The 12,430-nt window shown below is 71.0% G+C and carries 14 protein-coding genes; 13 read left to right on the plus strand and 1 reads right to left on the minus strand.

From position 1 onward, the window contains the following. Positions 1–17 precede the first annotated feature (17 nt). From ACFY3J_RS37405 to ACFY3J_RS37465, 13 genes are all read left to right on the plus strand, one after another. Positions 18–1,490, plus strand: coding sequence for an SCO6880 family protein (locus ACFY3J_RS37405; RefSeq protein ID WP_390842749.1), 1,473 nt, complete (start codon positions 18–20; stop codon positions 1,488–1,490). Positions 1,491–1,535: 45 nt separating this feature from the next. Next, entirely contained in the window at positions 1,536–1,985 is a 450-nt protein-coding gene (locus ACFY3J_RS37410; protein WP_390842750.1) for a DUF6238 family protein, read from the plus strand. Positions 1,986–2,012: 27 nt separating this feature from the next. Next, on the plus strand, positions 2,013–3,527 hold the full coding sequence (locus tag ACFY3J_RS37415) for a VirB4 family type IV secretion system protein (RefSeq protein ID WP_390842751.1): 1,515 nt from the start codon (positions 2,013–2,015) through the stop codon (positions 3,525–3,527). Between the two features lie 494 nt (positions 3,528–4,021). Continuing rightward, complete coding sequence (locus ACFY3J_RS37420; RefSeq protein WP_390842752.1) at positions 4,022–4,879, plus strand: hypothetical protein; 858 nt, start codon at positions 4,022–4,024, stop codon at positions 4,877–4,879. Between the two features lie 114 nt (positions 4,880–4,993). Next, complete coding sequence (locus ACFY3J_RS37425; RefSeq protein WP_390842753.1) at positions 4,994–6,097, plus strand: hypothetical protein; 1,104 nt, start codon at positions 4,994–4,996, stop codon at positions 6,095–6,097. 34 nt (positions 6,098–6,131) lie between these two features. Then, positions 6,132–6,584, plus strand: coding sequence for a hypothetical protein (locus ACFY3J_RS37430; RefSeq protein WP_390842754.1), 453 nt, complete (start codon positions 6,132–6,134; stop codon positions 6,582–6,584). Continuing rightward, a complete protein-coding gene (locus ACFY3J_RS37435) occupies positions 6,581–6,925 on the plus strand; it encodes a hypothetical protein (RefSeq protein ID WP_390842755.1) in 345 nt (114 codons plus the stop codon). Before ACFY3J_RS37430 ends, ACFY3J_RS37435 begins: the two co-directional genes overlap by 4 nt. Before the next feature lie 286 nt (positions 6,926–7,211). Next, positions 7,212–7,709: a hypothetical protein gene (locus ACFY3J_RS37440; RefSeq protein WP_390842756.1), complete on the plus strand. Its 498-nt coding sequence runs from the start codon at positions 7,212–7,214 to the stop codon at positions 7,707–7,709. Between the two features lie 101 nt (positions 7,710–7,810). After that, on the plus strand, positions 7,811–8,254 hold the full coding sequence (locus ACFY3J_RS37445; RefSeq protein ID WP_390842757.1) for a hypothetical protein: 444 nt from the start codon (positions 7,811–7,813) through the stop codon (positions 8,252–8,254). After that, positions 8,251–8,904, plus strand: a complete 654-nt coding sequence (locus tag ACFY3J_RS37450) for a hypothetical protein (protein WP_390842758.1) — start codon at positions 8,251–8,253, stop codon at positions 8,902–8,904. The genes ACFY3J_RS37445 and ACFY3J_RS37450 overlap by 4 nt, the downstream gene beginning before the upstream one ends. Positions 8,905–9,144: 240 nt before the next feature. Then, entirely contained in the window at positions 9,145–9,903 is a 759-nt protein-coding gene (locus ACFY3J_RS37455; protein ID WP_390842759.1) for a hypothetical protein, read from the plus strand. Positions 9,904–10,795: 892 nt separating this feature from the next. Further along, positions 10,796–11,179 (plus strand): hypothetical protein, encoded by a 384-nt coding sequence (locus ACFY3J_RS37460; protein WP_390842760.1) that lies wholly within the window; start codon positions 10,796–10,798, stop codon positions 11,177–11,179. Beyond that, complete coding sequence (locus ACFY3J_RS37465) at positions 11,176–11,976, plus strand: DUF317 domain-containing protein (RefSeq protein ID WP_390842762.1); 801 nt, start codon at positions 11,176–11,178, stop codon at positions 11,974–11,976. The genes ACFY3J_RS37460 and ACFY3J_RS37465 overlap by 4 nt, the downstream gene beginning before the upstream one ends. Positions 11,977–12,065: 89 nt before the next feature. Here ACFY3J_RS37465 and ACFY3J_RS37470 read toward each other — a convergent pair. Continuing rightward, positions 12,066–12,430, minus strand: a 365-nt coding sequence (locus ACFY3J_RS37470) for a hypothetical protein (protein WP_390842763.1), incomplete at its 5' end; no start/stop codon positions are given.

Raw genomic sequence — 12,430 nt, forward strand, 5'->3', positions numbered from 1 at the left:
TCCTTTGGACCAGCCCCTTGTCTGATCTCTCCGTCGCCCCGGTCACCGTGAAGTTCCCATACCGGTCCCGCCGCGGCATCCTCCTCGGTCTCTCCCTCCCCCAACTCGTCCTCGTCTCCTGTGCGCTGGCGCTGCTGCTGGTGACGGTGGTCTCCACCGGCCTGCTCGGCGCCGTGGCGCTGGCCCCATTGTGGGGAGCCGTCGCCGCGCTGGTCACGATCCGCCGCCACGGCCGGTCGCTGATCGACTGGGCACCGATCGTCACCCGCTACGCGATCCGCCGCCACGCCGGGCACACACTCTGGCTCGCCCGGCCGGTCAGCCGACCGCGGCGAGACGGCATCCTGCACCTGCCCGGCACCGCCGCGTCCTTGAAGGTCGTCACCCCCGGCGACTCCGCCAACGGCGCCGCGGCCGTCCACGACCCGCACCAGCAGACCCTCACCGCCGTCGCCCGTGTCACCAGCCGCGCGTTCGCCCTGCTCGACCCGGCCATGCAGAACCACAACGTGAACGGCTGGGGCCGTGCACTGGCCGGCATCGCCCGCACCGGCCACGTCGCCACCGTGCAGGTCCTGGAACGCACCGTCCCAGAATCCGGCGACACCCTCGCCCGCCACTGGACACAGCACGGCCGCCTCGAGACCCCGGTCGCCGGACAGATCTACTCCGAGCTGGTCGCCTCCGCTGGACCGGCAGCCGCCCCGCACGAGACCTACCTCGCCATATCCCTCGATTTGAAGGCCGCCAAGCGGCTCATCAGCCAGGCCGGAGGAGGGATGCCCGGCGCGTTCACGGTCATGGAGCAGACCACCTCCTCCATCGCCCTGGCCGCCCGCGACGCCGGCCTCATGGTCACCGGTTGGCTGTCCGCCCCGGAGATCGCCGCCGTCATCCGCACCGCCTACGACCCCAAGGCCCTCGCCGCCCTGCAGCAGTGGTCGGACACCGGTCGGGCGGAGGCCGATCCGTCCGCCGCCGGCCCCGTCGTTCAGGTCGAGGAATACGACCGGCTCGCCACCGACACCGCGCGCCACGCCACGTACTGGGTGGAGAACTGGCCCCGGACGGAGTCGCATGCCGGGTTCCTGCACGGGCTGATGTTCACCGCGGGCGTCCGCCGCAGCCTCTCCCTCATCTACGTCCCACAGGGGCTCGAGTCTGCGCTCCGCGATGTCCAGCGGAAGAAGGCCGCAATCATCGCCGACGCCAGCGAACGCGCCCGCCGCGGTCAGGTCGACAGCGAGGAAGACTCCGTCGAATACGCCGACGTCAAACAGCGCGAGCGACAGCTCATCGCCGGCCACGCCGACGTCGCCCTGACCGGCCTGGTCACCGTCTCCGCCAACACCGACGCCCTCCTCGACGCCGCCTGCGCGCAGATCGAGACCGCCGCCGTCACCGTCGGCGTCGACCTGCGCCGCCTGTTCTTCCAGCAGCCCGACGCCTTCGAGGCCTCCGCGCTCCCACTGGCCCGCACCACTCTCTGACTCGGCCACCGTCCCAACACGGTGGCAGGAAGGACCCTCGCCCCTTTGACCTCCCCTCCGCGCCCCCACGACGCGCACCCTTACCTCCGCGCCGCCACCGCCGGCGTCCGCCACCACACCCGCGCCATGAGACGCTCACCACAGCCGGAGTCGTTGGACCGCGCCCACCTCGACACTCTCCACGCCCACCTCACCGAGCTGCACCGGCTCCTCGACCAGCTCGCCGAGGCAGCACGTCCCCCGCGCCCCAGCGCAGGCCGGCACCTCGCCACCGCACACACCCGACTCTGGCAGGCCACCACCGAGATCCACACGGCCTTCCACCTTCTGCCGGCCGTGTCCGCGGACTCGGCCGAGTGCCATCCCGAGCAGCTCCCGAAGGGACCACCGGTCCTCACCATCTGCCAGCGCCACCTGGCCGCCGGACACATGGTCCGCCGCAAGACCACTCCCACCGACCTCATCCGCCCCCACATCTCCGCGTGCGTGCGATGAACACCACCCGCCGAAAGACGGCCCCCGATGAACCACCGGCCCGCACGCCGCGCCCGCCGCGCCTCCGCCAACCCCCTGTTCACCCCGCACGGCACCGACCGGGCTGGCCGCAAGGCCGCTCGCCGGCAACTCGCCGAGGCCGCCGCGAAAGCACACGCCGAAGCAACCACCCCTCCGGCGGGCACCACACCAACCGAGCACACAACACCCGCGCCTCTGTACCCACCGAGCGGACGCCCCGGCCCCTCGTCCGCCCGCGGGAACCGGCTGAAACTGCCCGCCCACCGCATGACCACCGCTGTCGCAGCAGGGGCGTATCCGTTCCTCGCCGAAGGCGGACTCGGCGCCGAGGGCATCTACATCGGCCGCGACGTCCACGCCGAAGCCTCTTTCGTGTTCGACCCGTTCGCCCTGTACGGCCGCGTCGAAGGATTCACCAACCCCAACGTCCTGTTGGCCGGGGTGATCGGCCAGGGCAAGTCGGCTCTCGCGAAATCGTTCGCCCTGCGGTCCGTCGCATTCGGCTACCGCATCTACGTGCCGTGCGACCCGAAGGGGGAGTGGACGCCCGTCGCCCACGCGGTGGGCGGCGCCTCCGTTGCCCTCGGCCCCGGACTCCCCGGCCGCCTCAACCCCCTCGACGCAGCACCACGCCCGGAGAGCATCTCCGAGGCCGACTGGGTCGGTGAGATCCGCAAGCGGCGCCTCCTCCTGCTCGGCTCCCTGGCCCGGACGGTCCTCGGCCGGGACCTGCTGCCGATGGAGCACACCGCTCTGGACGTGGCCCTCGACCTGGTGGTCACCCGCGCCGCCGACACCGGCCGCACCCCGCTCCTCGGCGACGTCGCCACGGCCCTCAACAATCCCGCCCAGCTCGACGAGGCTGCCGGCCTCATGTCCGGGCGGCTCGGCGACTCGGCACGCGACCTCGCCCACGCCATGCGCCGACTCGTCCACGGCGACCTGGCCGGGATGTTCGACGCCCCCTCCACCGTCATCTTCGACCCCGCCGCACCGATGCTCACGATCGACCTATCCCGGCTCGGCGGATCCGGCGACGACACTGCCCTCGTCCTCGCCATGACCTGCGCCTCCGCCTGGATGGAATCCGCCCTCACCGACCCGCGCGGCGGTCGGCGCTGGATCGTCTACGACGAAGCCTGGCGCCTGATGCGCCACCCCGGACTCCTCCAGCGCATGCAGGCCCAGTGGAAACTCTCCCGCGGTCTCGGTATCGCCAACCTGATGGTCATCCACCGGCTGTCCGATCTGCTCACCGCCGGCGACGCCGGGTCCCGGGGCCGCGCCCTGGCCGAAGGACTCCTCGCCGACTGCTCCACCCGCATCATCTACCGCCAGGAGACCGACCAGCTCCACGCCGCAGCCACCCTCCTCGGTCTCACCTCCGTCGAAACCGAAGCCATCGCCCACCTCAACCGCGGGCGCGGCCTGTGGAAGGTCGCCGGCAGGAGCTTCGTCGTCCAACACCTCCTCCACACCCACGAGCTGGCCCTGTTCGACACCGACGCCCGCATGCACTGAAAAGTGCGTCCCAGAGAACGCCCGCACGGACTTGTACGGGCTCGGCTTCCACCCCTACCAGGCCGCGTTCCTGCTCCCACCTGCGTACGGCGAGGACTGACGCGACCTGCGCCTGCGAGCGCTGGTTCACCAGTTCGCTCAGAAGGGCATCGGAGTGAACCTCTGCCAAGCCCCGACACCCACCACTGCAGTCCCGCGCCCGGCCGCCCCTGCACGCACCAGCCCCTCGGTGGCTGCCCACCGCCGGTGAGCCGACCGCTCGCCGCGCCCTTTCCCGTTCCCAGCGAAAAGGAGCCCCCATCCACCCCGCCCGCCGCACTCTGCCCCTAATCACCGCCGCTGTCTGCCTCGCTCTCGCCGCGACCGACTGCTCCAGCGACACCGACGGCAACACCCCGGCTGCCGCAGACCAGACGAAGCCGCCCAGGGCCGCAGCGAAGTCAGCCCCCGCGCTCACCCCGGCCGAGGCCCGTAACGCCGTCGCCTCCTACTCGATGACGAACAACCTCGCGTACATCAAGCGCGACCGCGCACTCCTCGGCACCATCGAGGGCGGCCCCCGGTACGCCATGTCGCTGGCCGACCTCAAGGAAGGCGATGCCCTGCCGAAGGCGGACCGAGAACCGTACCGGCCGTGGTCGTACGACCTTGCCGCAACCGACCTCTACATCCCGCGCCTGAAGCACGGACAGCAGCGGTGGTTCGCCGCCGTCACCCGGGCCGGCAGCAAGAAGCAGTACGCCCGCGTCCTGGTCCTGGCCGAGAACGCGAAGTCGAAGCGGTGGGAGATGGTCGCCACCGTCGACCTCGACGACCCCTCCCAGCTCCCGAAGATCGTGCTCGACGAGGACGGCTACGCCACGGCAGTCGACCCTGCTTCCAAGTCCCTGGCGGCTCCCGTCGACCTGCTGCGCTCGGCCGTGATCGACAATTTCGTGACCGGAGGCGACCTCAACGGACGCAAGGTGCTGGCCCCCACCAAGGCCGCCAAGCGGCAGGTCAAGGTCCACAACGACACGATCCACAAGTTCGGCACCCGAGGCGCCACCCAGTTCACGACAGCGGCCACGAAGTTCCCCAACAGCTACGCGTTGAAGACCTCCACGGGCGCGCTCGTCGTCTTCTCCCACAACCACAGCCAGCACGACGCCGTCGCCGCGCCGGGTCTGGTGATCGTGCCGGAGAAGCAGGACCGCGCCTGGCTCGGCACCACACCTCGCCCCGCCTTCACCTACACCTTCACCTGCTCGGACGCCGCCGCCGTCCCGACCGCGCCCGAGCCGTCCAGGCTGCTGGGTTACGGATGCCGCCGCACGGACGCCGAGGCGAGCGGGCCCAGCACCGCCGTCTAGGAGACCGTATGCAACATCCCGACTTCGAGCTGCAGCTGGAAACTACGGCCCGGAAGCACGCCCGGCAGTACGGGCGCGCTCTACGCTCCGTCGTCCACCACCGGGTGCCGGCCCATGGGTGACGCGCAGATCACCCTCGCCTACAGCCGCGGCGACGGGATCATCGCCATCGGCCACGGCGAGAGGTACAAGGCTGCACACCAGGCGCTCGCGGCGTCCGGCTTCCGTCGTGGCGACGACTGGGTGTACCACCTGCCGGACACGGACGAGGACGCCTCCCGTGCCACCATGGCCAACTTGGTCCGCCACGCCACGGCGCACGAGGCCGAAGTGACGACCAGCAGCCGGCGGTTCATCGGCGACGCCGCCCGGGACATCGCCCACCTGCTGCCCGGCCAGTGGGACACACGCATCGAGCTCTACTCCCATCCCGCGTGGCAACAGGACCTGGCGCCGTGGCTGTGGGACAACGGCGAACTTGCACAAGCCGTCCAGAACGAGCGGATCCCCTACGCCGCCACCATCACCGACACAGCCACCGGGACGACCCTGCTCCTCGTCGAACGCCCCGGCCACCAACTCGACTACCTGGTCGGCGCCTTCGTGCCCGAACCGTTCGAGGAGGGACACGGCGACCCACACGCTCCGCGCAGCATCACCCTGCCCCCGTTCGCCGGCCACGCGGCCCGGACCATCGCGGACCGGTTCCTGCCCGCCTACGTGCGCGCCGTCCACACCCGCCGGATCGCAACCGTCACCGAGGCCCTCGACCGCATCCGCGCCGAGCAGGACAACTGGGCCGCAATCGTCCCCTCGGGCCGGTACAGCGACGCGCCCCCCGTCGGCGCCACGGCGCTCGGCCAGGCAGCCGAGCCGTTCCTGAACCGGGCCTGGGCCGAGTTCCTCAGCGTCGTACAGCATGCTCCCGCCCTCCTCGACCGGTGCCGGCCTCCGGCCACCAGCTGGCCGGAGGACGCCCGCGTGCTCTCGCATCTGGCCGACGCCCTCACCGATGCCGACAACCTGGGCAGGGATGCGTCGCTCACGCGAACGGAGCGGGACGCACGGCTCCGGGCGGCCCTGAGCACCTGGCTCACCTACAGCGAGCCGTTTCTTCGCCAGGCTCGCGCGGCAACTCCCCTTCGCCAGCACCCGGTCCCGGCCATCGCCCCGCCGCTCCAAGCCCTCCCGCGTGGCCGATACGCACCTCGCCACTGACCCCTCCCACTTCCACCGGAAGGAGACCTCCTCTTTGGATCCTGGCACGCACTTCGTCTTCGGCACCCATCCGCAGCACGGCTTCGTCGCGGCATTCACCTCCTCCATGCCCGCGCACCTGGCCCACTGGTTTCTCGCTCGGGTGCAGTTCGAGCCCGTCCCTGAGCGACCGGGACTCTTCCGGCTCACCGAGCCCGAGCGCGACGGTCCGCGCCGTACCCGCCAGGCCGTGCAGGGCCTGCGCCGTTCCGGTTACGCCGTGCACGCCGACGTCGGCCTCGATTCCACTGTCTCCTCCGGCCCGCCGCGCCTGGTCCGGTCCAACGGGCTGTCGGAGCGTCGCAGCCGTCTTGCGCAGGCTGCCGCCGGCCGGTCACCGCAGCGCGGCCCGGCGCCCACCACTTCACCGCCGCCCGCGCAGCCGATCCCGCCAAAGCCCACCTACGCCGCCACCGCCCACCCGCACGCCGCCAAGCAGTCGCGATGACGCCCGGCGCCGAACCGATCCGCATCATCCGCGGTCAGGACGACGAGGTCGAAGTCACCGGAGCAGTCGACGCGTTCGCCGGAGACGTCCTGCGCCGTGCCGGCTTCCTCTTCGAGCCGTCTCTGCCCGGCCACTGGATCCGACTCCCCTTCGACATGGGGCGCGACTGGGAGAACGAACGCGCGACCTGGGCAGCGGACATGCTCACCGCCGCTCGCTATCCAGTGCACCTCGATCCTGGCCTCCGCCACGACACCCCTGGGCCGACCGCACCAGCCGGGCCGGCGCGCCGGCCGGCCATGGCAGCGCAGGCCCCGCCCGGCCGTCGGCCTCGCCGTTGAGCCCGGCTTCCAGGAGGAAACGATCCCGGGGACCCACACAGCAGACACCGCGGAACTCGTCTCGGAAGCACGCCATTTCCGGTGCGGATGGCTGTCGCCGACCACGGAACCGAGACTGCGTTCGACACCGCCCGTGACCGCCTGGCCGGACCATCCACCGTCACGCCGCAGCAGCGCCACCCCGCACCGCAGCCCCTACGCACCGGACATAACACCCCCACCGCGGATGTACCCAAGCACACCGCCCCAACTTCTCGTCTCATACGTACTCTTAGGAGATCCATTCATGGCTGTCCGCACGAAGTGGACCGTCGAGCACCAGTGCGGCCACGAGCTCGTCCATGATCTGTCCGACCGTCCCGCCGACCGCCGGGCCGGCTTCGCACGCTGGCTCACAGAAAGGGACTGCACCGACTGCTGGAAGGCCGCCCGCGACACCGACACGGAGTCCAAGGAGCAGTGGCTCGCCGCCAAGCGCGCAGAGGAACAGCAGGCCGCCGCAGAATGGGCCGAGAAGTTCGACATGCCGCCGCTGGAAGGTCCGGAGCGGGCCCTGGACTGGAGCGAACGCTCCCGGCACCAGCTGATGACCGCCGCGCACACCGCGCTCGTCGTCGAGGGCACCTGGGACGAGGCCGACTGGGCGGAGCTGGAGGAGAAGGCCCGTACGGTCACCCGAGCCGGATGGTGGATCGACCAGCGCGACGCGGACGGCGCTGACCTGCTCGAACTCCTCGACGCCGCAACGGAGCAGGACCACGGGACGGAGAACCCGTTCCGCTGATCCGGCCGGAACATAGCCGGGGATCGCCGGTTAACCAAACCGGCGATCCTCCGGACCATTGATCCTCCCGCCGCCACCCGGCTCCGCGTGGAAGGACCTGCATGATCCCGCCCCCTTGGACCCCTCCTCCGTCGACTCCGGCCTTCGCACCGACGTCCGACCCGCTCACCCCCACCCGGGACATCACACACCAGCACTTCCAGGCTGGTGACCAGGTCGTCGTACTCAAGGGCGTGGCCGGTGGAGAACTCTGGGGAACCGAGATGCGCGTCGTCGCCCCGTCCTGGCACACCCCGACCGACGAGGACGGATGGCGGCTGCGCGACGCCACCGGAGGCGCCCAGACCTACATCACCGCCCACCCCCGCTACCTCGTGCACCTCTCGCGCCGCTGCCCGGACTGCCTGATCTACCTGCGCGCCATGGAGGACCATCTCCTGCCGAAGTACGCCGGACACGACGATGCGCTCGTCGACTGCGGCTGGTACACCACCACGGCCCTCGGCCAGCTCGTGCACGTCGCCGACACCCGGGGCGGCCGGTGAGTCTCCCCGTCCGCCGTCCCGGCCATGCCCGCGCTCTCCTGCATGCACGGGCCCGGGCCACCGAGAACACCTCGGACCCGTTCTGGCCGACCCGCCTGGCGGCCGACCTGCGTGAACTCAACGCCGGCTGGAAGGAGTCGGCTGAGATCCGCACCGATGCCGCCTGGGCGGCGCGCACCGCCGGGAACAGCGTCCTCGGCCTGCTGCGTCCCAACCAGGTCACCGTCACCGACCCGATCACCGCCCGCACCTACCGGCATCTGTACCTGAGCGCCCTCCGGTTCGATTTCCGCTGTGCCACCCTGAAGGGACTCGTCGAACGTCTCCCGGGGAACGCGTTTGCGGCGCTGGACTGCTACAGCCGGGCCCTGTACGCCTTCGCCCTACTGGGCCAGTCCCGCCCCGAGGGCCTGGCATTGATGGACGAAGTCCTCGATGAGGCCGGCGATCACACCAAGACCCTGCATGTTCTGCTGCACGGGCTGTGGCTCGGCCAGGACCTGGAGCAGGGTCCGGAGCGGCTCCTCGCCCTCAGTGCTCGGTCGCCTCTCGACGCCAGGAACGACCCGATCGTCCTCTTCCGCAGGGCCGGCGCACTGCGTCGGCTCGGCCGATACGACGAAGGGCTCGCAGCCATCGACCGCGCCTGAATCTTCTGCCACCGGGTGGCATCGCGGTCCACGCCGACCTCGTGCGCGAGCGCTCCCTGACCGCCGTTGCCCGGAACCTTCACCACCACACCCGAGCCGCCACCGGAGGCATACCGACGTGATCCCCCGCGTCAACGAGCCCACCGACACCCCATACCACCCGCTCAGCGAGGCACTGGGGCGTGCGGTGACACCGGAGGAGGGCCTGACTGACACGACCCCACCCGCACCAAGGACACCATGCACTACCACAAAGAATCCGAGCGCCTCGCCTCGTACACCGACGTCCTCGCCGGTGAACTCCCCGGTACCTGGACCAGCGCCTACCACCCGTCCGAGCACAAGGACGACCTCGCCGAACTGGTCAACCGGATCTGGGACCTGGACCTCGTCGCCGAGTCCCTGGCCGAGCACCCGCTGCAGCAGGCGGCTGTCCTGACCCGCACGGACGGCGCCCAGCTCGCCCTCCTCGACCGGCACGACGAACGCAACGGCTTCCTCATCACCGCCGTCGCCCCTCGTGATCTCCCCGACGAGGCATACCGCGGCGTGCGCGAGCCCAACGGCATCGTCCTGACGGATGACCCCTTCCTGGGTGCCGAGCAGGTCGCCGGCGACCTGCTGGCCCGCTACGACACCGCACTCGCCCAGGTCCGCCACAACGTCATGGCCAATGTCCAGCCGTCCCAGCCGGATCAGGTCGTACTGACCTGGCAGCTGGATGGCAGCCTCGTCGCCACCCCCGTCGGCAGGACCGCCACCGCCGTACTGGCCGCCAACGGCTTCGTCCAGGACCAGCAGACCGGTATTTACCGCCTCAGCGGCGACGACACCATCGCGCAGGCCCGCGCCGTACGCGAGACCGGTCGACAGCTGAGCGCCCACGGCATCGCCATCGCCCTGCAGCACCCCTCGGGCCGGATCGCTCCCACCTCCACGGCGCCCGCCGCGCCGCCGGCCCCCGCTGCTACCCGGGCCACGGCCACCAGGGCTCGATGAAGCAGAGTGAGCCCGACTTCTCGGTGCTGGAGTACATCACCATCACCAAGAACCCCCGCACCGGGCTGATCATTGCCCCCAGCGGCGCCGCGTAAGCGGCCGGCATCCTCCAGCGAAGTGGCGGTTTCGTCGACGCCCCCGGCCAGTTCGGGGCAGAGGCCGTGGGGCGGACGGTGGTAGTTGCCGCGAGCAGCGTCGGACGACCACGGCCGCGTCGCACGCCCTGCCCGCCGCCAGCTTCAGCCCCCGCCTCGACCCGGCTCTGAACGCCCCCGTCTCACCGGACGGCGAACGTGAAGCCGCGCTGCGGTACCTCGCCCAGCTCTCCCAGCGGGCCTTCCGTGCCGGGAGCGACGACGAGACCGCCGCGATCCCGACCGAGATCGCCGGCCCCTCCGAGGGCCTCTTGCCGTTCACTCGTGAGGCCGTCGTCGACACCCCCATCGCCTGGTCCCAGCAGCTGGACGCCGTCGGCCAAGACCCTGAACCGGCCTCCCAGTTCGAGAAGTCGGCGGAGGCACTCTCACACACCGTCGAGCGGATCCTTCTCGCCCGCAATCACACCGCGCGCACCCCCGACCATCCGGCACCCACCACGACGTTGCCGAGCCCGGCGCAGCTTCCGGCTGCCCCCGCACCGGCCCGGGCGCCCCACCCCGCACGACCAACCCGGAGAACCCCGTAGCACCCCGCACGACCCCACCGATCAGCCGACATCTCAAGCCCCGCCTCGCGACCGCCTTGTTCCGCCGCTACCTGCGCGCCTGCATCCCCACCGGACCCGACCGCACCTTGCCGCTGGCCGGCGCACGCCCCAAAGCCGTTCTCGGCGAGGCCCGGCGAACCGGCCATCGCCACCACCACTGATCCCGACACCGCGTTCTGGAGGAGCATGCCTCACCCCACCCCAACCCCAGTGCGGCTGTCCGACGAGATCACCCGCCAGCTCGGCCAGCTCACCGAACACCTCACCCAACTACCCCCACACGAAGCCACGCTCCTCATCGCCCGCATCATCGATCGGGACGACGGAGTCCTCGGCGGCGTCAGCCGCCTCGTCTCCACCAGCAGCATGTTCGCCAAGATCCAGGCCGAGCGCGGGGCGCTGTCGGCGGAGGTATGGCTCGCCCTCGGTCGCGCGGCGAACGAACTCGACGCCATCGGCTGGGACCTGGACGAACACCGCGAGGCCCTCCGCCACGTCAGCAAACGTCCCGCCACCAGCGCGCCGAAGCCGCCGTCCCCCGCACCGCTCGTCGCCCGGCGGCACCGGTGAGGAAGAAGCAGCGGCAGGGCCGGGGACCGGGCGAGCAGCCCGAACAGCACTACCTCGTCGAGCCCCGCGCCCTCGCCGGCGGCGGCGACATCCGCCACGTCTCCGAATTCCTGCGTGCCTCCGGCTGGCGGGACAAGTCCAAGAAGGGCGGTCCCCTGATCACGGAGAGCCCGGACCGCTCGGTCCGGATTACTTACGACCCCTACGTCCAGCCAGGTGGATGGACGATCCACGGCGCGGCGAGAGGGCACCAGGCCGAGTGGTGGGCGGTCCTCGGCCGGCAGACGCCGGTGGAGATCATCGCCGGACTGACCGACACCCTCACCCGTCCCCGCTCCGCCCATGCCCCCAACGTGTGGGCACCGCTGGAGGAACAGCGCTGGCAAACGCGTCCCGAAGGCAGTCACTACACCGCGACGAGCCCTGATGGAGCGGCGTGGATGCACTTCCGCCAGGACCCCGACGGCAACGCCGTGTGGTGGGCCGGCGCGAGGGACCGGCAGGGCAACGGCTGGACCGCCCAGTTCACCCCCAGCACCCCGATGCACCTCGTGCAAGCCTTCTCGGCCGCTCTCGCCAACCCCGAGCCCGTGATGCGCCCACGCGGACGTGTCCCGCACAGCGCGCAGATCCGGACCACGTCCGTCTCCGTCCTGCCCTCCCAGCTCAGCGCCTGGCAACACGCCCGGATCGCCACCGCCCGCGCCGCCACCTGGGCCCGCAACTGGAATGTCAACCGGCCCCGCACCACAGCCCGTCCCCATATTCACGCCGCCGGTTCCCGCGCCCGCCGCTAACCCCGAAACCGATCAACCAGGAGCCCTGTGCCCGCACTCACCCCGGACACCATCCACGCCGCCACCGAAACCCTGTCCCGCCTGACCGACTACCTGCGCGAGAACCCCGAGCCGGCCGAGGCGATCGTCTCATCGAGCCGCTGCTCGATGAGTACACGGGCGTCCCCGTCCAACTCGCCGACACCCTGCGTGCCCTCGCCCGCGCCATGCAGAACCACTCGGACACCCTCCGCGCCATCGAAGTCGGTCACCTCGTCAAGGAGTTGCGCACTGCGGCCTGGGAGCAGGCCGACCAGCACACCCTCCACTACGTTCTCGACGATCTCCGCGCCCTGTACACGAGGACCCCTTCGACGACACCGGGGGGTGCCCCTATCTGTTTCGTCAACCCTGGCGGGGCTGGTTCGTAGGGGTTCGTACTGGGCGGATCGGGTGCCGTGGGGGCAGGCCGGTG

Source organism: Streptomyces sp. NPDC001231, from assembly GCF_042896885.1.
GTDB lineage: Bacteria > Actinomycetota > Actinomycetes > Streptomycetales > Streptomycetaceae > Streptomyces.

What these genes read in the sequence shown, in the direction of transcription:
- ACFY3J_RS37415 (WP_390842751.1), top strand. Translation starts at nt 2,013, where the DNA reads ATGAACCACCGGCCCGCACGCCGCGCCCGCCGCGCCTCCGCCAACCCC.
- ACFY3J_RS37420 (WP_390842752.1), top strand. Translation starts at nt 4,022, where the DNA reads ATGACGAACAACCTCGCGTACATCAAGCGCGACCGCGCACTCCTCGGC.
- ACFY3J_RS37425 (WP_390842753.1), top strand. Translation starts at nt 4,994, where the DNA reads ATGGGTGACGCGCAGATCACCCTCGCCTACAGCCGCGGCGACGGGATC.
- ACFY3J_RS37435 (WP_390842755.1), top strand. Translation starts at nt 6,581, where the DNA reads ATGACGCCCGGCGCCGAACCGATCCGCATCATCCGCGGTCAGGACGAC.
- ACFY3J_RS37440 (WP_390842756.1), top strand. Translation starts at nt 7,212, where the DNA reads ATGGCTGTCCGCACGAAGTGGACCGTCGAGCACCAGTGCGGCCACGAG.
- ACFY3J_RS37445 (WP_390842757.1), top strand. Translation starts at nt 7,811, where the DNA reads ATGATCCCGCCCCCTTGGACCCCTCCTCCGTCGACTCCGGCCTTCGCA.
- ACFY3J_RS37455 (WP_390842759.1), top strand. Translation starts at nt 9,145, where the DNA reads ATGCACTACCACAAAGAATCCGAGCGCCTCGCCTCGTACACCGACGTC.
- ACFY3J_RS37460 (WP_390842760.1), top strand. Translation starts at nt 10,796, where the DNA reads ATGCCTCACCCCACCCCAACCCCAGTGCGGCTGTCCGACGAGATCACC.